24 protein-coding genes are annotated in these 20,780 nt (G+C 73.3%); 21 read left to right on the forward strand and 3 right to left on the reverse strand.

What is annotated here, in order from left to right; translation table 11 throughout:
- Positions 1–51 precede the first annotated feature (51 nt).
- The 21 genes from KS03_RS25165 to KS03_RS25265 all read left to right on the forward strand — a co-directional run bounded on the left by KS03_RS25165 (position 52) and on the right by KS03_RS25265 (position 18,662).
- The gene (locus KS03_RS25165) at positions 52–1,917 is read left to right on the forward strand and encodes a hypothetical protein (protein ID WP_015875694.1); all 1,866 of its coding nucleotides are present in this window, start codon (positions 52–54) and stop codon (positions 1,915–1,917) included.
- On the forward strand, positions 1,917–3,476 hold the full coding sequence (locus KS03_RS25170; protein WP_015875695.1) for an AMP-binding protein: 1,560 nt from the start codon (positions 1,917–1,919) through the stop codon (positions 3,474–3,476). The genes KS03_RS25165 and KS03_RS25170 overlap by 1 nt, the downstream gene beginning before the upstream one ends.
- Positions 3,473–3,730 carry a phosphopantetheine-binding protein gene (locus KS03_RS25175; RefSeq protein ID WP_015875696.1) on the forward strand — a complete coding sequence of 86 codons (258 nt, stop codon included), beginning with the start codon at positions 3,473–3,475 and terminating at the stop codon, positions 3,728–3,730. The genes KS03_RS25170 and KS03_RS25175 overlap by 4 nt, the downstream gene beginning before the upstream one ends.
- Before the next feature lie 16 nt (positions 3,731–3,746).
- The gene (locus tag KS03_RS25180) at positions 3,747–4,334 is read left to right on the forward strand and encodes a GNAT family N-acetyltransferase (RefSeq protein ID WP_015875697.1); all 588 of its coding nucleotides are present in this window, start codon (positions 3,747–3,749) and stop codon (positions 4,332–4,334) included.
- Entirely contained in the window at positions 4,309–5,421 is a 1,113-nt protein-coding gene (locus KS03_RS25185; RefSeq protein WP_015875698.1) for a C45 family autoproteolytic acyltransferase/hydrolase, read from the forward strand. The genes KS03_RS25180 and KS03_RS25185 overlap by 26 nt, the downstream gene beginning before the upstream one ends.
- 126 nt (positions 5,422–5,547) lie before the next feature.
- A complete protein-coding gene (fdxA, locus tag KS03_RS25190) occupies positions 5,548–5,883 on the forward strand; it encodes a ferredoxin FdxA (protein ID WP_015875699.1) in 336 nt (111 codons plus the stop codon).
- A 15-nt stretch (positions 5,884–5,898) separates the two neighbouring features.
- Positions 5,899–7,380 (forward strand): MFS transporter, encoded by a 1,482-nt coding sequence (locus KS03_RS25195; protein WP_015875700.1) that lies wholly within the window; start codon positions 5,899–5,901, stop codon positions 7,378–7,380.
- A gap of 99 nt (positions 7,381–7,479) precedes the next feature.
- Complete coding sequence (locus tag KS03_RS25200) at positions 7,480–7,782, forward strand: acyl carrier protein (protein ID WP_035979702.1); 303 nt, start codon at positions 7,480–7,482, stop codon at positions 7,780–7,782.
- Positions 7,779–9,044, forward strand: coding sequence for a beta-ketoacyl synthase N-terminal-like domain-containing protein (locus KS03_RS25205; RefSeq protein ID WP_045678910.1), 1,266 nt, complete (start codon positions 7,779–7,781; stop codon positions 9,042–9,044). Before KS03_RS25200 ends, KS03_RS25205 begins: the two co-directional genes overlap by 4 nt.
- On the forward strand, positions 9,041–9,994 hold the full coding sequence (locus KS03_RS25210; protein ID WP_015875702.1) for a beta-ketoacyl synthase N-terminal-like domain-containing protein: 954 nt from the start codon (positions 9,041–9,043) through the stop codon (positions 9,992–9,994). The genes KS03_RS25205 and KS03_RS25210 overlap by 4 nt, the downstream gene beginning before the upstream one ends.
- Positions 9,991–11,040, forward strand: a complete 1,050-nt coding sequence (locus tag KS03_RS25215; protein ID WP_015875703.1) for an alpha/beta fold hydrolase — start codon at positions 9,991–9,993, stop codon at positions 11,038–11,040. The genes KS03_RS25210 and KS03_RS25215 overlap by 4 nt, the downstream gene beginning before the upstream one ends.
- Positions 11,041–11,046: 6 nt before the next feature.
- A complete protein-coding gene (locus KS03_RS25220; protein WP_015875704.1) occupies positions 11,047–11,763 on the forward strand; it encodes an iron-containing redox enzyme family protein in 717 nt (238 codons plus the stop codon).
- A gap of 102 nt (positions 11,764–11,865) precedes the next feature.
- The gene (locus KS03_RS25225) at positions 11,866–12,783 is read left to right on the forward strand and encodes a diiron oxygenase (protein WP_015875705.1); all 918 of its coding nucleotides are present in this window, start codon (positions 11,866–11,868) and stop codon (positions 12,781–12,783) included.
- Positions 12,784–12,814: 31 nt separating this feature from the next.
- Positions 12,815–13,984, forward strand: a complete 1,170-nt coding sequence (locus tag KS03_RS25230; protein WP_015875706.1) for an acyl-CoA dehydrogenase family protein — start codon at positions 12,815–12,817, stop codon at positions 13,982–13,984.
- Positions 13,981–14,721, forward strand: coding sequence for an SDR family NAD(P)-dependent oxidoreductase (locus tag KS03_RS25235; RefSeq protein WP_015875707.1), 741 nt, complete (start codon positions 13,981–13,983; stop codon positions 14,719–14,721). Before KS03_RS25230 ends, KS03_RS25235 begins: the two co-directional genes overlap by 4 nt.
- A gap of 64 nt (positions 14,722–14,785) precedes the next feature.
- Positions 14,786–15,232 (forward strand): acyl-CoA thioesterase, encoded by a 447-nt coding sequence (locus KS03_RS25240; protein WP_015875708.1) that lies wholly within the window; start codon positions 14,786–14,788, stop codon positions 15,230–15,232.
- Complete coding sequence (locus KS03_RS25245; RefSeq protein WP_015875709.1) at positions 15,229–15,726, forward strand: 3-hydroxyacyl-ACP dehydratase FabZ family protein; 498 nt, start codon at positions 15,229–15,231, stop codon at positions 15,724–15,726. The genes KS03_RS25240 and KS03_RS25245 overlap by 4 nt, the downstream gene beginning before the upstream one ends.
- A 44-nt stretch (positions 15,727–15,770) precedes the next feature.
- Complete coding sequence (locus KS03_RS25250; RefSeq protein WP_017925028.1) at positions 15,771–16,064, forward strand: acyl carrier protein; 294 nt, start codon at positions 15,771–15,773, stop codon at positions 16,062–16,064.
- Positions 16,061–16,831 carry a hypothetical protein gene (locus KS03_RS25255; protein ID WP_039204180.1) on the forward strand — a complete coding sequence of 257 codons (771 nt, stop codon included), beginning with the start codon at positions 16,061–16,063 and terminating at the stop codon, positions 16,829–16,831. Before KS03_RS25250 ends, KS03_RS25255 begins: the two co-directional genes overlap by 4 nt.
- Before the next feature lie 71 nt (positions 16,832–16,902).
- A complete protein-coding gene (gene purU, locus KS03_RS25260) occupies positions 16,903–17,829 on the forward strand; it encodes a formyltetrahydrofolate deformylase (RefSeq protein WP_045678972.1) in 927 nt (308 codons plus the stop codon).
- Positions 17,830–17,885: 56 nt separating this feature from the next.
- Positions 17,886–18,662 (forward strand): ferredoxin--NADP reductase, encoded by a 777-nt coding sequence (locus KS03_RS25265; protein ID WP_015875711.1) that lies wholly within the window; start codon positions 17,886–17,888, stop codon positions 18,660–18,662.
- On the opposite strand, the gene KS03_RS32105 is transcribed toward KS03_RS25265, so the two are convergent.
- The 3 genes from KS03_RS32105 to KS03_RS25280 are packed head-to-tail and all read right to left on the reverse strand — an operon-like array spanning position 18,629 to position 20,762.
- Positions 18,629–19,291: a GNAT family N-acetyltransferase gene (locus tag KS03_RS32105; RefSeq protein WP_155297050.1), complete on the reverse strand. Its 663-nt coding sequence runs from the start codon at positions 19,289–19,291 to the stop codon at positions 18,629–18,631. The genes KS03_RS25265 and KS03_RS32105 overlap by 34 nt on opposite strands.
- Before the next feature lie 11 nt (positions 19,292–19,302).
- Positions 19,303–19,530, reverse strand: coding sequence for a hypothetical protein (locus KS03_RS25275; protein ID WP_035979457.1), 228 nt, complete (start codon positions 19,528–19,530; stop codon positions 19,303–19,305).
- Positions 19,527–20,762 carry an MFS transporter gene (locus KS03_RS25280; RefSeq protein WP_015875712.1) on the reverse strand — a complete coding sequence of 412 codons (1,236 nt, stop codon included), beginning with the start codon at positions 20,760–20,762 and terminating at the stop codon, positions 19,527–19,529. Before KS03_RS25280 ends, KS03_RS25275 begins: the two co-directional genes overlap by 4 nt.
- Positions 20,763–20,780: the final 18 nt, after the last annotated feature.

The following is a 20,780-nucleotide window of genomic DNA, read 5'->3' on the forward strand; positions in this document are numbered from 1 at the left end:
GACGCGCCCGCCATCCGATCACGTTTCTTTGGCCGAAGAGAGGTAGGGACGATGGACCCCAGAGCACATACGCCGACGCAAGACCACGCATCGCACAGCCTGTACGGTTTCGACATGACCGAGTACCTGCGTGGCGAGTCGTATGCGGGCCGTACCGCCTACGACGTCGCGCTGTCCGCCGCGACGCACGGCGGCATCTATCCGCTCGACCAGGCGCGTCTCGCGCTCGGCGTCCCGGAGCGCGCGGCATTGGCGGTGCTCGAACGGCACCCCGAGCTGCGCGTTCAGGCGAGCGCGCCGGCGCCGGCCGACACCACGCTGCGGCTCTACGTCAACTCGCTGGGCCGCCTGCACATCCGCCCCGCCGCCGAGCCGAAGATCGCCTACGACGAGGCGGACAGCTGGGTGGAGCTCGGCTTCGTCGACGCGGGTGCAGCCGTGCTGGCCGCCATCGAGGCCGAGGCCGAAGCATGGCGCGCGGTCGAGCGCGAAAGCATGAAGGAGGTGCGCGCCGCGCTCGATCGCGTCCATGCCGAGGGGCAGCTGCCGCGCGTGCTGGACGAGGTGATCGACCACGTCGAGCACGTCGAATCGGTCTGCTTCTACGTCGGCGACCGCTTCTTCGCGCTGATCGACCGCTACGTGAACCTGATCGACAGCAAGAGCGGCGGCGGCTTCCTGAGCGCGCTGCGCAAGCGCGATTATGCCGACTGGAGCGACGACGAGCGGCTGGTGGTGGCGGCGCTGCACGCGCTGTTCCTGTCGGGCCGTTCGGTGCGCTTCGAGGAATTCAACGGCGCGATGCTCAGCGCACGCGACGTGGTGGGGCGCCTGAACCAGCTCTCGGACAGCTACACGAAGGCGGGCTGCGAGGTGGCGGTGCCGGCCGAGCTCGACCTGTTCGAGCGCGCCGCGCTGATCCGCGAGCAGACGCTCTGCGCGATCGGCAAGCCGTGGCTGCGCTACCGCTGGATCTACGGCCTGAACTTCCAGAAGACCGAGCGGATTCTCGACTCGACGGCCTCGACCGAGGCCGCCGACCAGTGGTATCGCGAGTTCGGCGAGGATTTCCGCGGCCTGGTCTCGCCGCACGGCGAATTCCAGCCGCCCGAGTACGTGGCGATGGCACTGCTGGCCAACGCGGCGATCGCGCGCGACGTGGCCGGCATCGGCTGCGACGCGGGCAGCCCGGCCGTCACCAGCTGGACCGAGTACCTGATCGAGAAGACGGTGGCCTCGGCGGTGCTGGCCACGCGCTCGGACTACGGCATGTCGAGCTCGCTGCGCGACATCGGGCAACTGGTCAGCTACGACGAGGCCACGCTGATCGACACGATCCACGCGCTCACGCCGGCCAGCTTCTTCACGGCCTACGTCTCGCACCGCACCGTCGAGCGCTACGGCGAGGCCGAGAGCGCGGTGATCGCGAGCTCGGTGCAAAAGCGCATGCAGTTCAACCGCTGGCACTTCATTCCCGGCAACCTCGACCGGCCGCTGGTGCGCCAGTCGCGCCACTGGTACTACCCGCCGCTCGTGCCCGACATCTCGGCGCATTCGGACATGCACCGCGCCGCGCACAACCGGGCGCGCGTGAAGTTCTCGATTCGCGTGCCGGGGCCGGACATGTCGCGTCCGCCGCTGAACATCGCCGGGCGCCGCTACCGCGGCTTCTACGACGTGCGGGTGGTGCGTGCCGACGGCGCCGAGTACGGCACCGAGGACATGCTGCGCATCCGGCGCCGCACGCTCTGGCTCGAAGCGCTCTACACCGCGCTCGCCAACTACCTGATGACGCCCGATGCGAAGCGGCTGACGATCCAGGGCTTCGCGGCCGGCAGCTACCGCAACCTTGCCGCCGACCGCCTGCCCGAGCCGGCGGTGGCGCGCGCGGCCACCATCGCGGAGGGCTCGGTCTGATGACGCGCCCGCCATCGGTGATCAACGCGGTGGCCGCGAACGGCGGCAAGCACGCCACGCAGCGCGTGACGTTCTTCCAGCAGGGCGGCCGCATCGACCTCACGCACGCACAGCTCGACGCGCTGGCCGCGCGGCTCGCGCTGCGCCTGCGCGAGGCGGGCCTGAAGCGCGGCGCGCGGATCGGCATCGTCGCGCGCAACGGGCTGGCCTGGGTGCTGCTCGACCTGGCCGCGCTGAAGGCCGGCTATGTCACGGCCGGCTTCGAGTTCGGCAAGTTCGAGGCCAACCGCGAGCTGGTCGAGCGCTATGCCCTCGACGCGATCCTGGCCGACGGCGGCGCGCCGTTCGCCGCGCGCGGCGTCCACGACCTGCGCGAGCTCGTCGAGGCGGTGGTGGCGCAGGCCGGCGACGGCCGCGAGGTCGATCCGGTCGCGCCGGCGTTCGACACGGCCGTCTATGGCGAGGACGACGTCACCACCATCAAGTTCACCTCGGGCAGCTCGGGCGAGCCGAAGGGGCTGGCCGCGCGCGTCGGCAGCATCGACGCCTCGCTCGCGGCGGTCCAGCAGATCTACGCGCACGGCCCCGACGACGACCTGCTGGTGTTCCTGCCGCTGTCGCTGCTGCAACAGCGCTACTGGATCTACTCGGCGCTGGCGTATGGCCATGCCACCACCGTCACGCGCTTCGAGTACGCGCTCGAGATCGCGCGCCGGCAGCCGCCCACCGTGGTAATGGGCGTACCGGGCTTCTTCGACGGCGTGAAGAAGCGCATCGAACGGCTCACGCCGGCCGGCGAGACGGATCCGGCCGCACGGCGCCTGCGCATCGATGCGCTGCTGGGCGGCCGCATCCGCTACCTGTGGACCGGCTCGGCGCCGGCCAACCCGCAGACGCTGCGTTTCTTCGAGGAGGCCGGCGTGCCGATCTTCGAGGGCTACGGCATGAACGAGACCTGCATCGTCAGCAAGAACTATCCGGGCCAGGCGCGCACCGGCAGCGTCGGGCGCCTGCTGCCCGGTAAGCGCGCGCGCATCGACGAGCACGGCGTGCTGGTGGTGGGCGCCGAGCAGCCGGTGAACACGCGCTACCTCTACAGCGCGCCCGGCGCGAGCGAAAAGATCTTCCTGCCGACGGGCGAGGTCAGGACGGGCGACCTCGCGCGCATCGACGAGGACGGCTTCCTCTACATCCTCGGGCGCGCCGACGATCTGATCGTGCTGGCCAACGGCAAGAACGTCCACGTGCGCAGCCTGGAGGAGCGCGTGAAGGCGCACCAGGGCGTGGAGGAGTGCGTGCTGTTCGGTTCGGGCAAGCCGTTCCTGGTGGCGGTGGTGTCGCCGCAGGACGCGCGCGCCGATCACGCCGCGATCCGCGCGCACCTGAGCGAGCTGAACGCGAGCCTCGCGCCCGACGAGCGGATCGTGCGCGCGTTCATCACGCCCGAGCCGTTTCGCGGCCAGACGCGCTTCGTCACCTCGCAGTTCAAGCCGAAGCGCAACGAGATCTTCAACGCGTTCCGGCAGGAAATCGACCAACTCTATGGAGCTTCAGCGTGAGCGAAATTGAAACGATCGTGCGGCGCCACCTCGCCGAGGCGGCGGGCAAGGATGCCGCCGGGGCCGCGGCGCTGCCGCTCGACGCCGACCTCGTCTACGACCTCGGCCTGACCTCGCTGGACCTGATCGTGCTGATGAGCACGGTCTGCGAAAGCGCGGGCGTGCCGCTGACCGAATTCACCGAGGACGATCTGGCGGCGCTGCGCAGCGCGCGCGACATCGTCGGCCTGCTGTCCTCGAAAGCCGTGACCTGATCCAGACGGAGACGACATGACCTGGAACATCCCCGCGATACTGAACACGACGCTCGAGAACGAGGTCGTCACGCTGCGCCGCATCGGGCTCGACGACAAGGACGGCTTCGCGCGCATCGCCTACGACCCGCAGAGCTGGACCTACATGGTGTCGGTGGTGCACGACGAGCCGAGCCTGGTGGCGTTCCTCGAACGCGCGATCGCCGATTCGCTGGCCGGCACGCGCGTGGTGTTCGCGATCATCGACCGCAAGAGCGGCCAGTTCGCCGGCACCAGCGCGTTCGGCAATCTCGCGGCCGCCGACCGGCGCCTCGAGATCGGCTGGTCGTGGCTCGGCGCGCCGTATCGCGGCACCGCCGTGAACCGCGCGGCCAAGGGCCTGCTGCTCGACTACGCGTTCGGCGAGCTCGGCTGCGAGCGCGTCGAGTTCAAGACCGACGTGCTCAACGAGCGCGCGCGGGCCGGCCTGCGCGGCATCGGCGCGACCGAGGAAGGCGTGATGCGCAGCTTCAACTTCATGCCGAGCGGCCGGCGCCGCGACGCGGTCTATTACTCGATCCTCAAATCGGAGTGGCCCGATGTCCGCGCAACCCGTTTTCGCTGACCCGGCCGCGGCCGCCGCGCCGCCCGCCTCGCCGTTCCTGATCGAGGCGGATCTCGACGCCGCGCGCTGCCTGCGCCTTGCCGGCTCGCGCCGCGAGGTCGGCCGCCAGCACGGCGCGGCGCTGCGCGAGCCGATCGCGCGCTTTCTCGGCGATCGCGTCACGCGGCTCGAGCCGCTCGTCTCGGCACGCCGCCTGCACGAGTTCGCGCCGCTGATCGCCAGCCACACCCGCGAGATCGAACGCGTGCTGCCCGAGCTGGCCGAGGAAATCCACGGCCTGGCCGAGGGCGCCGACATCGCCACCGAGGATGCGTTCCTGCTGCAGCTGCGCCGCGAGCTGTCGGGTTTCCAGCGGATTCCGGCGCGCGGCGATTGCACCACCTTCGGGCGGCATGCCGGCGGCGAATCGATCGTCGCGCAGACCATCGACCTGAACGGCGACATGGCCGGCGAGCTGAACGTGCTCGAGATCGCCGGCGCCCCGGGCGCGGCGCGGCCGGCCGGCGTGGCGCTGCTCAGCTTCACGGGCCTGGTCGGCTACCTCGGCATCAACGATCGCGGCCTCGCGATCGGGCTGAACCTGGTGCTCGGCGGCCAGTGGCGGCCCGGCATCCCCGGCTACCTGGCGATCCGCCATCTGCTCGAGCGCTGCGCGAGCGTGGACGAATGCCTCGACACGCTGCAGGCGCTGCCGCTCGCGAGCTCGCGCGCGCTGACGATCGCCGACGCGGCGCGCGTGGTGACGGTGGAGTACACGCCCGATGCGCTGGTGGTGCTGGAGGGCGCGCAGCACGCGCACGCGAACCACTTCCTGCACCCCGGGCTCGCGTCCGACGACGCGCTCAATCCGTTCGCGCGCAGCTCGTCGCTGCGCCGGCTCGAGGCCTGCCGCGAGCTGCTGGCGAGCCTGCCGGCCGGGGCCGACGCGCGCGCCTGTCTCGACGGCCTGGCGCGCGCGCCGATCGAGGTGCCGCCCACCGGCGACGTGCGCCGCGAATGCACGGTGGCCTCGGTGGCGATGTTCCCCGCGCGCCGCGCGCTGCACGTGCGCGGCCGGCCGGCCGCGCCGCCCGCGGCAGGGGCCTGAGCCGTGCTCCGGCCGCCGCGGCGCAGGCGAGACAGGAGCCGGCTGCCCGCCACACCCGACAGCAGAACCCGCAACGCAACCAACGCCTCACCCCAGCGAACCCTCATCGTCCCCAGGAGAAATTCGATGACCTATGTCGTGACCGAGAACTGCATCCAGTGCAAGCACACCGATTGCGTCGACGTGTGTCCCGTCGACTGCTTTCACGAAGGCGAGAACTTCCTCGCGATCGATCCCGACGAATGCATCGACTGCGGCGTGTGCGAACCCGAATGCCCGGTGGACGCGATCCGCCAGGACAGCGCACTCGCCCCCGAGCAGCGCATCTTCCTCGACCTGAACCGCGAGCTGGCGCAGAACTGGCCCAGCATCACCAGCAAGCGGGCGGCACTGCCCGACGCCGCGCGCTGGAAGGACGTCGAGGGCAAGCTCGAACACCTGAAGCGCGACGTGATCGCGTAAGGCGAGGGAGCCGGCATGTCGAATTCCTCCACCCTCGCGCCGGGCGCCGCCGCCCCGGTCCGGCCGCATCGCCGCATGCTGCCGCTGCTGCTGATCGGGCAGGGCATGGCGGCGATGGATACCTCGATCGTCAACGTCGCGGCGCCCGCGCTGCGCGCCGACCTGGGCATCTCGGGCGCGCTGCTGCAGCTCGTGGTGGCCGGCTACATCCTCGCCTACGCCGTGTTCCTGATCACCGGCGCGCGCCTCGGCGACGATCACGGCTACCGGCGCCTGTTCATCCACGGCCTGGCGATCTTCACGATCTCGTCGCTGGCCTGCGGCCTGGCGCCCGACACCTGGCTGCTGATCGCTGGGCGCCTCGCGCAGGGCGTGGGCGCGGCGATGCTGGTGCCGCAGGTGATGTCGCTGATCCAGCGCAGCTACGAGGGCCGGGAGCGGGCCCGCGCGATCGGCTACTACTCGATGATCCTCGGGCTCGGCTCCACGGCCGGCCAGGCGCTCGGCGGGCTGATCATCACCGCGAACCTGGGCGGCCTGTCGTGGCGCCCGGCGTTCCTCATCAACGTGCCGATCGGCATCGTGCTCTTGCTGTACGCGCCCGCGGTGCTGCCGGACCTGGCCGGCGCCAAGCGGCGCCGGCTCGATCTGGCCGGCGTGGCGCTGCTGACGGCGGCGATGCTGCTGGTGGTGGTGCCGCTCACGTTCGGCCACGACGCCGGCTGGGCCGCCTGGGTGTGGGTCGCGCTGGCCGCCGGGGTGGCCGGGCTGGCGGTGTTCCTGCGCTTCGAGCACGGCCTCGCGCGGCGCGGCGCGGCCCCGCTGCTGGATCTGGACGCGCTGCTCGCGCCCGGCATCCGTCCCGGCCTGGCGGTGGTGTCGATCGGCTTCATCGGCTACGGCGGCTGGCTGTTCGCCTGCGCGCTGTACCTGCAGACCGGGCTGGGCGATTCGCCGATGATCTCCGGCTTCGTGTTCGCGGCCTACGCATTCGGCTTCGGCATCTCGAACGTGAGCTGGTCGAAGCTGCCGGCGCGGCTGCTGCGCTTCACGCCCGCCGCGGCGCTGGCCGTGATGGTGGTGGCCAACGCCGCGTTCGGCACCGGCGCGCGCCAGTTCGGCTGGCTGGCCGCGCTGATGGTGCCGCTGCTGTTCCTGGCCGGCGCGAGCCACGGCCTCACGTTCGGCACCACCGTCAGCCAGATGACGCAGCGCACCGCGGCGCGCCATGCGCCCGCGTTGAGCGGCCTCGTCTCCACCTCGGTGCAGCTGTCGATCGTGATCGGCGTGGCCGCGCTCGGCTCGGTCTATCTGGCCATCGCACGGCCCGGCGACGTGCCGCGCTCGGCGCAGGCCATCTCGAGCGTCACCTTCGCGATCGCGGCGCTGGCGCTGGTGGCGATCGCCTGCTCGCTGCGGCTCGCGACGATGCGGGCGGCGCCGCCGGCCGCCGTGCCCGCCGCGCGGCCCGGCGGCGACGCGCCGCGGCCGCACTGAGCGCGAGATGCGCCGCGCGCTCCGCTACCGGATGCAACCCGATACCGCGAGGGTCGCCACGACCGTCGCGGCCACTCCGACCACCACGAGGATTCCGACTTGAACGCCCATTCGTCCACCGCGCACCCGGCCTGGCCAGAACGGCTCGCCGAGGCACGTGCCGAGGCCATTGCCACGCTGCGCGCGATGCTCGCCGCGATGCTGCAGGTCGAGCCCGACGCGCTCGGGCTGGAACAGCCGATCGTCGAGACCGGCCTGAATTCGGTCGAGCTGATCGACCTGATCGTGCGCTGTCAGGCGCGCTACGCGATCGAACTGCCGGCCGGCTCGCTGGCGCAACTGACGCTGGCCTCGCTGGCCGAGGCCGTGGTCGCCGCCGCGCAGCGGGAGGCCGCCGCATGAGCCCGCCGGTCGCGATCACCGGGATCGGCCTGATCTCGCCGGCCGGCTCCACGCCCGCCGCGCTGTGGGCCGCGCTGGCCGGGCGCGCCGAGCTGCGCGGCCCCTGGCCGAAGCGCTCGCTCGCGGCCTATCCGGTCGACAACTGCGTGGCGATCCCCGAGGCCCAGTGGCGCGCGCTCGATGTGGCGCGCGGCGGCGTCGAGAACCGCGCCGCGGCGCTGGCGCGCTTCGCCGTGGAGCGCTGCCTGGAGGCGGCGGGGCTGGCCCACGGCGGGCCGGCCGAGCCGGCTGCGGGCGCCGCGCCGGCCGGGATGCGGATCGGCTGCGTGCTCGGCACCACCACCGCCGGCGTCGAGGTGGCCGAGAACGCGCTGCTGGGCCGCCATGGCGGCGAGGCGGCCGGCGTGGCCGAGTTCGACGCGAGCCGGCTTCTGCCCGGCGACGCCGCGCGCTGGCAGGGGCCGCTTGCCGTGCTGTCCACGGCCTGCTCGTCGGGGCTGCTCGCGCCGTCGCTGGCGATCGACGCGCTGCTGGCGGGCGAGGCCGATGCGATGGTGGCCGGCGGCGTGGACGTGCTGCTCGAATACACGGTGTGCGGCTTCAACGGCCTGCGCGTGGCCACCCGCGACGCCTGCCGGCCGTTCGACGCGAGCCGGCAGGGCGTGGTGCTCTCGGAGGGCGCGGCCTGCGTCTGCCTGGAGCGGCTCGACGCGGCGCTGGCGCGGCGCGCCACGATCCACGCGGTGGTGAGCGCGCGCGCGGCCGGCTGTGACGCCGCGCATGCCACCGCGCCCGACATCGAGGGCGTGGCGCGCACGCTGATCGCGGCGCTGACCGCGCCGGCCGCGCATGGCGGGCGTGCCGCGCGGCCGGCCGGCGTGTTCGCGCACGGCACCGGCACGCCGACCAACGACATCGCCGAGATCACCGCGCTGCGCGCCGCCTTCGCGGCCGCGTTCGGCAGCGACGCGCTGCCGCCCGTCACCTCGATCAAGGCCACGCTCGGCCATCCGCAGGCGGCGGCCGGGGCCTTCTCGCTCGCGGCCGCGTGCCTCGCGCTGCGGCATCGGAGCTTGCCGCCCACCGCGAATCTCCAGGCGCGCGACGCCGCGCTCGGCGACGCGCCGATCGTCGACGGCGCGGGCTGGCCGCTCGAGGGCGCCAGCGTGCTGGTGGACGCGTTCGGCTTCGGCGGCAACAACTGCGTGATGGTGCTGACCGATCCGGCCGCGCTGCACGAGCTCGAGGAGGGCGCGGCATGAGCCACCATCCGACAGCCGCGCTGCGCATCGTGGCCACCGCCGGCGCCGCGCCCGACGCGCCCGGCACGCCGGCCGACGCCTGGCTGCATGCCGAGCGCCGCTCGCGCAAGGTCGGCCCGCTGCCCGTCAAGGCGCGCCTCGCGCTGGCCGCCTTCGAGCGCCTGCGCGCCGCGCTCGGCGACGACGACCGGCGGTGCGCCGCGCCGCGCGCGGGCGTGAGCCTCGGCACGCTGTTCGGCTCGATCGAGGTGGCCGAGCAGTGTCTGAGCGCCGTCCACGAGCATGGCTTCGAGCGCGTCACGCCGTCGTGGTACGCCACCGGCCTGCCGAACGCCACCGCCGCGATTCTCGCCTCGCTGGGCGAGCTGCAAGGCCCGAATCTGAGCTTTCTCGGCTATCAGGCCGGGCTCGACGCGATCGTCGGCGCGGCGCGCCAGATCGTGGCGGGCCATGCCGATGCGATGTGCGCGGGCGGCTTCGACCTGCCGAGCGAGCGCTACGTGGCACGCGCGCGGGCGCAGGCGCCGTTCGCGCAGGCCGCCGCGATCCATGCCGGCGTCGGCCTGGTCTGGCTCGCGGCCGGCGCGCCGCGCGCGGGCGACGCGGGGCAGCTGCTGGGCTGGTCGCAGCGGCTGTTCGACGACGCCGCCTTCGAGGCCGCGCGCGGCGACGGCTTCCGGCCGCTGGTGGCGGCCGCCCGCGCCATGGCCGGGCAAGCCGCCGCCGGCCTCGAGCCGGCGCTGCACCTGGTCGCCCCGGGGCTGCCCGGCGCGGTCGAGCGGCTCGCGGCCGGCGCACCGCTCGCGCTGGCCGAGGGGCTGGCCGGCCGCTGGCAGCCCGGGCTGCACGCGCTCGTCGTCAAGGGGCTCGGCCCGGTGACGACCTGCGTGCTGGTCGGCAAGCCCGGCGGCGCCGGCCATCGATCCAGCCAGCAGGAGGCCGCCTCATGAACCCGATCGACAAGGCAAGCGCCGGCGCAGGCGAGCGCATGAACGGCAACGAGGCGAGCGCGGCGATGGCAGCGAGGCCAGCGCCGAATCCGTTCGCGGGCCGGCTGCCGGCCGAGGTGCGCGGCTTCGCGGTACTGGCCGCGCTCGACGCGCTGCGTGCGCGCGAGGTCACCGCCAGCGACGGCACGCCGCTCGCGGCCTACGAGGCCGGCGCACGCGGCCGGCCCACCGTGCTCGTCTGCAACGCGCTCGGCGTGTCGGTGGCGTTCGTCGCGCCGCTGGTCGCGCGGCTCGCCGCGGACTATCACGTGGTGGGCTGGGAGGCGCGCGGGCTGCCGGCCTCCGGCAGCGCGGCCGGCGCCGAGGATCTCTCGCTGGCCCGCCACGCACGCGACGCGGCCGAGGTGCTGGCCGCGCTCGGCGGCGGCGATGGCACCAAGGGCGGCGCGGCCGTGCCGCATGCGTTCGCGCTGGTGGCCTACTGCGCCGGTTCGAACGTGGCCGCGCAGGCGCTGGCCGAGGGCCTCGTCACGGCCGGCCGGCTGGTGCTGCTGAGCCCGTCGATCGAGCTGCCCGGCGTGGCCGACAGAACCCCCTACCAGGCCAGCGTGCTGCCGCTCTGGGATCGCATCGCGGGCGGCGCGCACGGGCAGGCCGCGCTGGTGCGCGTGCTGCTCGGGCAGGCGCGCCGCGCCGACGACGGCACGCCCGACGGCCAGCTCGCGATCCTCAACGCGCTGCCGTTCGTGGACGACGCCTCGATCGTGCGCTACGCGCGCCTGCAGCACGGCTGCCGGCGCGACGACTGGGCCGCGCGGCTGGCCGGCCTCGGCCTGCCCGCGCTGGTGCTGCACGGCGCGCAGGACGAGGTGATCCACGCGGCCACCTCGCGCGCGGTGGCCGGCGCGCTCGGCGCGGCGCTGCAGATCGTCGAGGCGGCCGGACATTTCGCGGTACATACGAGCCGTGATCTGCACGAGCGGATCGCGGCGTTTCTGAAGGACGCTGGCGAGGCCGGCGGAAAACGCCACTTGGGCAAGGAGTGATGGACGATGGAGATGCATCTGGACGTACTGGAGGAGGCGAGGGCCGGGCTGGTGGCCCGCATTCGCGACCATTCGTTTCTCGCGCGCTGCCGCTCGGGCGACGTACCGCTCGACGAGCTGAAGCTGTTCCTGGTGCAGCAGGGGCTCTACAGCAGCTACTTCACGCGCTACCTGTGCGCGCTGATGGCGAACCTGCCGGACAACGCCGACGTGCAGAAGCTGGCCGGCAACCTCTGCGAGGAGCTGGGCCTGACCGACGACAGCCAGACCCCTCACAGCCTCGTGTACCGCGCCATGCTCGAACACTTCGGCCTGTCGCTGGACGGCGCACGGCCGCTGATCGGCACGCGCCGGCTGATCGACACGATGTTCGACCACTGCCGCCATCCCGACCCGGCACGCGGCCTGGCCGCGCTGTGCCTCGGTGCCGAGGCGCTGGTGCCGGTGGTCTACGCCGACCTCATCAAGGGCTTCGAGGCGCACGGCGCGGCCGCCGGCGCGCTGGCGTTCTTCCACATCCACGTGGAATGCGACGACGGCCACGCCGAGACCATGCGCGACATCCTGGTGGAGATCGCGCAGCGCGACGGCGAGCGGGTGCAGACCATGCTGAGCGCGGGCGAGGCGCTGGTGGACGCGCGCCTCGCGTTCTTCGACGCGATCGAGGCCGGCGCCGCGCGGCAGCGCAGCGTGCAGGCGCGCGCGCTCGAAACGGTGCAGTGATGCGCGCGATCCGGCCGCGGCGCGTGCCCGACGCGCGCCGCGGCCGGCCCCCCACCGAGCAACGGCCGGCCGCATCGCAGCCGCCGGGAGACTGACAGCACCATGTATACGACACTCGATCACGATGCGAGCTTCACCGCCAAGGTGGTGGAACGGCTCGCCGCCAGCTGGGACCACCGCGTGGCCGTTCGGCAGCCGCGGCTGGACCTGACGCAATACTGCGACGACTCGATCCCCGAGTTCCCGATCTCGATGGTGCCGTTCTGGGACGACGAGGATTTCGCGCCGCTGCCGCACGCCGACAAGCTGCGCCTGCTCGGCGCGGCCTGGGTCGCCTACAACGAGAAGGCGATGTACCTGGAGGACGAGATCGTGCAGCCGCTTTGCAGCCTGCTGCTGAAGCGCCGCCTGCCCGGCACCGGCGACGCGCGGCTCAAGCAGACGCTCGCGCAGATCCAGGTGGACGAGCAGTTCCACATCCTGATGTGCCTCGAGGTCTGCCACTGCGCGCGCGCGCGGCACCGGCTCGGCGACCTGGAGGTGCCCGAGCCGCTGGTGGGCGCCGCGCAGCGCGCGCGCCTGGCCGCCGCGCGCGACGCTCGCGAGGCGGCGATCGTGCGGCTCGCCTATGCCTCGGTCGCGGAGATGTCGATCAACGCCTACCTGACGCAGGTCTCCACCGATCAGTCGATCCAGCCGCTGAACCGCATCAACACCGATCTGCACCGGCGCGACGAGGCCGCGCACGGCACCGGCTTCCACGAGATCGTGGGCTCGGTCTACCGCGCGCTCGACGCGCCGGGGCAGGCCGCGTTCGCCGCCGAGATCGCCGCCGCGCTCGACGTGTTCACGACCCCCGACACCACCGCCTGGCACGCGATCCTCGCGTATCTGGCGGTGCCGCATCGCGAGCGGATCCTGGCGCGCCTGGACGCGCGCAACGCCGGGGTGCGGCTGTCGCGCGATTACGCGACGCTGCGCAGCCTGTTCGACGAACTCGGCCTCGCGGGCCTCGCCTGAACGTCATCCACCATTCCAGTACGGGAGCAGCATGAAGATTTTCGATCCGGCGATCCTGAACCTGCCGTTCTACGACGCCACCCATCGCGCGCTGGCCGCCGACCTCGAGGCCTGGGTCGAGGCCCACGCGTGGCTGCCGCACGAGTACGAGCGGCTCGACGCGGCCGAGCGCGGGCGCCTCTACACGCGCCTGCTCGGCCAGGACGGCTGGCTGCGCCATGCGGTCGATCCGGCGCCGGGCCGCGAACGGCCCGACGTGCGCGCGCTGTGCCTGATCCGCGAGGCGTTCGCCTATCTCGACGACCTGGTCGATTTCGCGTTCTCGATCCAGGGGCTCGCGGCCGCGCCGATCGCCTGGTACGGCAGCGCGGCGCAGCGCGCGGCCTGGCTGCCCGGGCTGCGCGACGGCACCGTCATCGGCTCGCTCGCGCTGTCGGAACCGGAGGCGGGCTCGAACCTCGCGGCGGTGGCGGTGGCCGCCGAACGCACCGCCGACGGCTATGCGGTGGACGGCCTCAAGACCTGGGTGTCGAACGGCGACATCGCCGACCACCACGCGGTGCTGCTGCGCACCGGCGAGGGCCCGGGCGGGCTCGGGCTGAGCTTCCTCTCGGTGCCGGCCGCCACCGCGGGCGTGACGCCGAACGGCATCGCGCTGCTCGCGCCGCGCGCGTTCGCCTCGCTCGCGTTCGAGCAGGCCGCGCTGCCGGCCGACGCGCTGATCGGCACGGCCGGCATGGGCTTTCGCTACGCGATGGAGATCCTCAACATCTATCGCGCCAGCGTCGGCGCGGCCGCGCTCGGCTTCGCGCGGCGCGCGCTGGCCGCCTCGCTGGAGTGGGCGCGCGAGCGGCCGGTGGCGGGCGGCAAGCTGCTGCAGCAGCAGTTCACGATCGACAAGATCGCCAACATGGCGGCGTTCGCCGACAGCACCGCGCTGCTGGTGGCGCGCACCGCCTGGGAGTTCGACACCGGCGTGGCCGAGGTGGCCGCGCACGCCAGCATCACCAAGCTGGTCGCCACCGACGGCCTCGCGCGGGTGGCCGACGACGCGGTGCAGCTGTTCGGCGCGGCCGGGCTGGTGGCCGGCTCGCCGGCCGAGAGCCTGTTCCGGCAGGCGCGCGCGCTGCGCATCTACGAGGGCACCTCGGAGATCCAGAAGATCGTGATCGCGGGCAGCGTCTCGCGCCGTCGCGCATGAGCGCGCCGGCGGGGCGCGCGGTGCTGGTGACGGGCGGCACGCGCGGCATCGGCGCGGCGATCGTGCGGCGGCTGGCGGCGGCCGGCTGGCGCGTGGCGGCCTCCTACCGTCACGACGCGCGGGCGGCCGCCGCGCTCGAACGCGAGCTGGCGGCGGCGGGCGTGACGGCCGCCGTGCTGCGCGCCGACGTGACCGACCCGCACGCGGCGCGCGCGCTGGCCGAGGAGGCCGCGCGGCGCCTGGGCGGGCTCGACGCGCTGGTCAACAACGCCGGCATGGTCGACGACGGCGCGTTCGTCACGCTCGAGGCCGAGCGCTATCTGAACGTGCTGCGCACCAACCTGCTCGGCGCGATCCGCGTCACCGGCGCGGCGCTGCCGCACCTGCTGCGCGGCCGCGCGCCGGCGGTGGTCAATCTCGCCTCGCTCGGCGGCGTGGCCGGCAAGGAGGGGCAGGTGGCCTACGCGGCCAGCAAGGGCGGGCTGATCGGCTTCACGCACTGGCTCGCGCGGCGCTACGCGGCCGCGGGACTCACCGCCAACGCGGTGGCGCCCGGCTTCATCGACACCGAGATGATCGCCGGCCTCACGCCGGCGATGACGGCCCACATCGTCGGCGGCAGCGCGGCGCGGCGCGTCGGGCAGGCCGACGAGGTGGCGCGCGCGGTGGCGTTCCTGCTCGAACCGGGCTACCTGCACGGCACCACGCTGCGGCTCGACGGCGGCTTCAACCGTTGAGCGCGCCGACACCATCGAGCGGGCACGCAGTTCCCGATACGCAACTTCTTCACGGAGCCCAAGCATGCAACCCGATCCCGACGACGACATCACGCTGCTCTACGACGTCGGCTACGCCGACACCGACGCGGGCGGCATCGTCTACCACGCGCGCTACATCGAGATGGCCGAGCGCGCGCGCAACCGGCTGATGGTCGCGGCCGGCTACTCGTTCGCGCGGCTCGCCGCCGACGGCCTGCTGTTCATCGTGCGCCGCGTCGAGGCCGTCTACCACGCGCCGGCCTGGCTCGAGGACCGCCTCGCGCTGCGTTCGCGGATCGGCGGCATCACGGCCTCGCGCTCGCTGTGGGTGACCGAGGTCACGCGCGGCGCGGACGCGATCGCGCGCATCAGCATCGAGATGGTGGCGGTGGAGCGCGCCACGCGCCGCGCGGTGCGGCACCCGCAGGCGCTGGTCGACGCGCTGGCGCCGCATCTGCCGGCCGGCGAGCCGGCGGGGGTGTGCGCATGACGGCCGCCCGCCCGCCGGCCGCCGCCGAGGCGCGCGCCACGCTCGACGCCGGCACCGCGCTCGGCCCCGACGCGGTGACGCGGCTGCTCGCGCATCGCGCGCCGTTCCTGTTCGTGCGCCATGCGCAGGTGGCCGCCGACGGCCTCGCGATCCGCGGCTTCCAGCAGTTCGCGCCCGACGAGCCGTGGTTCGCCGGCCATTTCCCCGACGCGCCGATCGTGCCGGGCGTGCTGCTGGTGGAGTTCGTCGCGCAGACCGCGAACCTGCTCGTCGGCCAGCGGCGCGGCGGCGAGGCGCGCTGCCACCTGGTGGGCGTGCGCAACGCGCGTTTCGTCCAGCCGGTGCTGCCCGGGCAGGCGCTCGAGGCCTGCGTGACGCTGCCGGCCGGCAGCGCCGCGCCGCGCGCCGGCGCGGTGGCGAATTTCGAGGCGGTGGTGTTGCGCGGCACCGAGCGCTGCATGAGCGCGACCGTCACGCTGTACCTGACGCAGTAGCCGCGCGGCGCGCCGCCGGACCCTCAACCCAGACGGAGACAAGCATGAGCGACGTAACGACGAAGCACGAGATCATCGAGGTGATCAGGACCGAACTGCTGCCCGCGCTCGAATCGGCGGCCGGCGTGGACCCGGCCGAGATCGGCGCCGACACGCGGCTGCTCGACGAGGGGCTGGCGCTCGATTCGCTCGACGTGCTGGACCTGCAGGTGGCGCTCGAAGGCCGCTTCCGGGTCAGCCTGCCGGTGCTGAACCGCGCGCTGATCGAGGCCTCGGGCAACAGCGTGGGCGGGCTTGCCGCGCTGGTGATCGAGCATCGCTCGCAGGCCACCGCATGAGCGCGCGCGCGCTCGTGATCGACGCGCACGGCGTGATCGAGCAGGCGCTGTGCGCGCGCCTCGCGGCGGCCGGCACGCGGGTGCTCGCGCATCGGCGCGACGGCGCCGCGGCGGCCGGCGCCGACGGCGGCCTGACGTTCCAGGACGGCGGCCCCGGCGTGGTGAAGGTGCGCGCCGCGCATCCCGCCGCGCAACTGGCCGCGTGGGACGCGAGCCACGGCCCGTTCGACACGATCGTGTTCGGCCGGCCGCACGATGCGCCGACCGGCGCTGGCGCGGCCGGGGCGGCCCCCGAGGTCGACGGCTTCGATGCCTTCGACGCGTTCGCGCAGCGGCTCGAGGCGCGCCTCGGCGATTTCCTCGCCGCGCTGCAGGCCGCCGCGACGCTGCTGCGCCGTGGCGGCAACGCGCAGATCTGGACGCTCACGCAGGAGGACAGCATGGGCTACTACCTCGCCACCACGCCCGCCGCGCTGCCGGTGGACGTGCGCGCGCGCCACGCGGCGGTCAAGAGCCTCGGCAAGGAAATGCTGCGGCTCGGCGTGAAGGTCAATGCCGCGCATCTGCAGCCGGCCGCCGAGGAGGCCGCCGACGCCTCGGCCTGGCGTGACGCGCGCGACGGCCTGAAGGCGTTCGCGCTGCGCTTCCAACCCAACGGCGCGCTCGCGGTGGCGAACGCGCTCGCCGCCTGGATCGCCCGCGACGACTTGCCGGTCGCGGGCATGGTGGTGCCGATCGGCATCGGCTTTCCGGAGAACAACCTGTGACCCGCAACGAAACCCTGATCGATTCCCCGCACGCGCGCCGTCACGACGACGCCGCGCAGGTGCTGGCCCGCGTGCGCGGCCGGGCCGCCGCGCCCGCGGGCCGCGAGTTCGTGCTGCGGCTGTCGTGCCCCGACAGCCGCGGCGTGGTGTACGCCGTGTCGCGCGCGCTCTACGAGGCCGGCTGCAACATCGTCGACGCGCAGCAGTTCAGCGACTTCGACGCATGCGCCACGCCGGCCGGCACCGACGGCACCGCCGCCGCGCCGGGCCGCTTCTTCATGCGCGTGCACCTCGAGGCGCCCGGCCGCGCCGCCGGCCCCGAGGCGATCGCGCGGCTGCTCGACCCGCTGCGCCGCGACTACGACATGCAGATCGAGGTCCACGACGCCGGCTGGCGGCCGCGCGCCGCGATCCTGGTGAGCCGCGAGGGCCATTGCCTGAACGACCTGATGTTCCGCCAGAGCGTGGGGCAGCTGCCGGTGGAGATCGCCGCCGTGGTGTCGAACCACGAGGACCTGCGCGAGATGGCCGAGCGCTCGGGGCTCGCGTTCCACCACCTGCCGCTCGACGCCGCCGCGGGCGGCAAGCCGGCCCAGGAGGCACGCCTGCTCGGCCTGCTGGAGCGCGAGCGCGTGGAGCTGGTGGTGCTCGCGCGCTACATGCAGATCCTCTCGCCCGAGCTGTGCGAGCGCCTGCGCGGGCGCGCGATCAACATCCACCACAGCTTCCTGCCCAGCTTCAAGGGCGCGCAGCCGTACCGCCAGGCCCACGCGCGCGGCGTCAAGCTGATCGGCGCGACGGCGCACTACGTGACCTCCGACCTCGACGAAGGGCCGATCATCGAGCAGGACGTCGAGCGCGTCGACCACGCGGCCGGCCCGCGCGAGCTGGCCGCGATCGGCCGCGACATCGAATGCGTGGTGCTCGCGCGCGCGCTCAAGTGGCACTGCGAGCATCGCGTGCTGATGAACGGCGCGCGCACCGTCGTGTTCCGCTGAACGCGGCTTCCCGTCCGGCCCTGCCGGATTTTCCGCCACCCGTCCTCGAACCCATCATGTCCGCCTATACCGAACAGACCGTCCTCAGCGTCCATCACTGGAACGATACCTTGTTCAGCTTCCGCGCCGAGCGGCCCGCCGGGCTGCGCTTCTCCAGCGGCCATTTCGTCATGATCGGCTGCCAGATCGACGGCAAGCCGCTCACGCGTGCCTACAGCATCGCCAGCGCCGCGCATGCCGACCATCTCGAGTTCCTCAGCATCAAGGTGCCCGACGGCCCGCTCACCTCGCGCCTGCAGTACCTGAAGCCCGGCGACAAGCTGCTGGTGTCGCGCAAGCCGGTCGGCACGCTGGTGCTCGACGACCTGCTGCCGGGCCGGCGGCTCTACCTGTTCGGCTCCGGCACCGGGCTCGCGCCGTTCCTGAGCGTGATCCAGGACCCCGAGGTGTACGAGCGCTTCGAGCAGGTGGTGCTGGTGCATGGCGTGCGCTACGTGAGCGAGCTGGCCTATGCCGACTTCATCCGCGAGGAGCTGCCCGGCAGCGAATTCCTCGGCGAGATGCTGCGCGACAAGCTGGTCTATTACCCGACCGTCACGCGCGAGCCGTTCCACCACCGCGGCCGCATCACCGACCTGATCGAGAGCGGCAAGCTGTTCGCGGATCTCGGCGTGCCGCCGCTGTCGCGCGAGCACGACCGCGCGATGCTGTGCGGCAGCCCCTCGCTGTTGAACGATCTGGGCGCGCTGCTCGATGCGCGCGGCCTGCGCGTCTCGCCGCATCAGGGCGAGCCGGGCGACTACGTGATCGAGCGCGCGTTCGTCGAGAAGTAACGGTGCAGGGCCGGCGCGATCGCGCGCGCGAGCGGCACGGCGCGCAGGCCGGCCGGCATCAGCACGCCGGGCGGCGCCGCGGCGGCGTCCGGCGCGGCGGCCGGCATGAAGCGGTGGCGCGCGAAGCTCTCGCGATGCTCGAGCGCGTCCGGCAGCGGCGTGTGCCGGATGGTCCGGCAGCCCAGCTCGGCGGCGAACGCGACGCTGCGCGCGAGCAGCGCGTCGAGCGCCGGCGCGGCATGCGCGGCGCTCACGTGCAGGCGCCGGATCTCGGCCGTGCGCGCCGGCATGTCGTGCGGCGCGTCGTGCACCACCAGCGCCGCGCAGCCCACCGGCCGGCCGTCCAGCTCGGCCAGGAACACGGCCCCGTGCGGCGCCGCGTAAGGCCCCGGCAGCGAGGTCAGCTCGGCGCCCAGCCGCAGCAGCTTCACGCCCAGGCGCAGCAGTCCCTTCTCGTAGTCGAGCAGCAGGTCCTGCACGCACTCCTCGTCGGCGGGAAAGCAGGCCGCGCGCGCCACGCACGGCCCCGGCACGCGCCACCCAGGTGGTGCATGGCGGCGCGCGCGCGGCGCGTCGGCGCCGGCCGCGAAGCCGGTCATGCTGTCAACGGCAAGAGGCAAGGTAGCCATGATGGAATCCCTCATCCACACATCGAGAATCCGGACAGCAGCGCGAGCATGGTGGACGGCGTCAGCCACGCGGCGAACGTGACGCCCAGCAGCGCGAGTCCGGCGAGTCCCAGCAGCACGCGGCGCCAGCCGGGCCAGGCGTGGCGGCCGGCCCGGCGCACGGCCGGCGGCGCCGGCCAGCTGCCGGCGCGCCGCCGGGGCGTGCCCGGTGCGCCGGGCGTGCCGGGGCGCGTATTCATGCGGGCCGGGCGGCGGGCGCCGCCGCCAGGCGCGCCACGCTGCGATCGTTGATCGGCAGGTGCACGAGGCCCGCCACCACGCCGAGCGCCATCGAGCCGTACCAGAGCGGCAGGTAGGAATGCACCGCGTCGTAGACGAGGCTGCCGATCCAGACGCCGAAGAAGCTGCCCAGCTGATGGCCGAAGAACACGAAGCCGAACAGTGTCGCGATGTAGCGCACCCCGAAGACCTGCGAGACCACGCCGCTCGTGAGCGGCACCGTGCCGAGCCAGATCAGGCCGGTGACGAACGAGAACACGTAGAGGCTGGCCGGCGTGAGCGGCAGCAGCACGAACAGCGCCATCGCGATCACGCGCGTGAAGTAGATGCCGGCCAGCAGGTATTTGCGGCGCCACAAGCCGCCCGCGTAACCGCACAGGAAGGTGCCGACCGTGTTGGCCAGCGCGATCACGGCCAGCGAGACGCTGGCCTGGCGCGCGCTCATGCCGTGGTCGAGCAGATAGGCCGGCAGGTGCGCGGCGACGAACGCGAGCTGGAAGCCGCAGGCGAAGAAGCCGATGTTGAGCAGCCAGAAGCCGCGGTGGGTGAGCGCCTCGCGAACCGCGGCGCGGATCGTCTGCGGGTCGCCGCCCTCGGCGCCACGTGCGAGCGGCCGGTCGCGCAGCCAGGCCGCGAGCGGCGCGACGGCCAGCATCACCGCGGCCAGCACGAAGGTCGCGCGCACCCAGCCGAACGAATCGATCATGCCCTGGGCGAGCGGCACCATCACGAACTGGCCGAGCCCGCCGATCGTGCCCGACACGCCGAGCGCCCAGCTGCGGTGCTCGGGCGGGAACAGCCGCGAGAGCGCGCCGTACACGGCGCCGAACGCGGTGCCCGACAGCGCGATGCCGACCATCACGCCGGTGCCCAGCGTATAGGCGCCGGTGGAGGCGGCCAGCGCCATCACCGCGAGGCCCAGCGCATAGAGCACGCTGCCCGCGAAGATCACGCGCGCCGAGCCGAAGCGGTCGGCGATCATGCCCGTGAACGGCTGGGAGATGCCCCAGATCAGGTTCTGCAGCGCGAACGCGAGGCCGAACGCCTCGCGCGACCAGCCGTGGTCGAGCGTGACCGGCACCTGGAACAGGCCCTGCACGCTGCGCACGCCGAGGGCTCCGCCCATCACCACCCCGCCTGCGATCACCAGCAGCCAGCGGTAGTGCCAGGCGCGCTCCGAACCAATCTGCATCCCGTCTCCCTGAGGTTC

Origin of the sequence: Burkholderia glumae LMG 2196 = ATCC 33617 (assembly GCF_000960995.1) — a bacterium.
GTDB classification, from domain to species: Bacteria; Pseudomonadota; Gammaproteobacteria; order Burkholderiales; family Burkholderiaceae; genus Burkholderia; species Burkholderia glumae.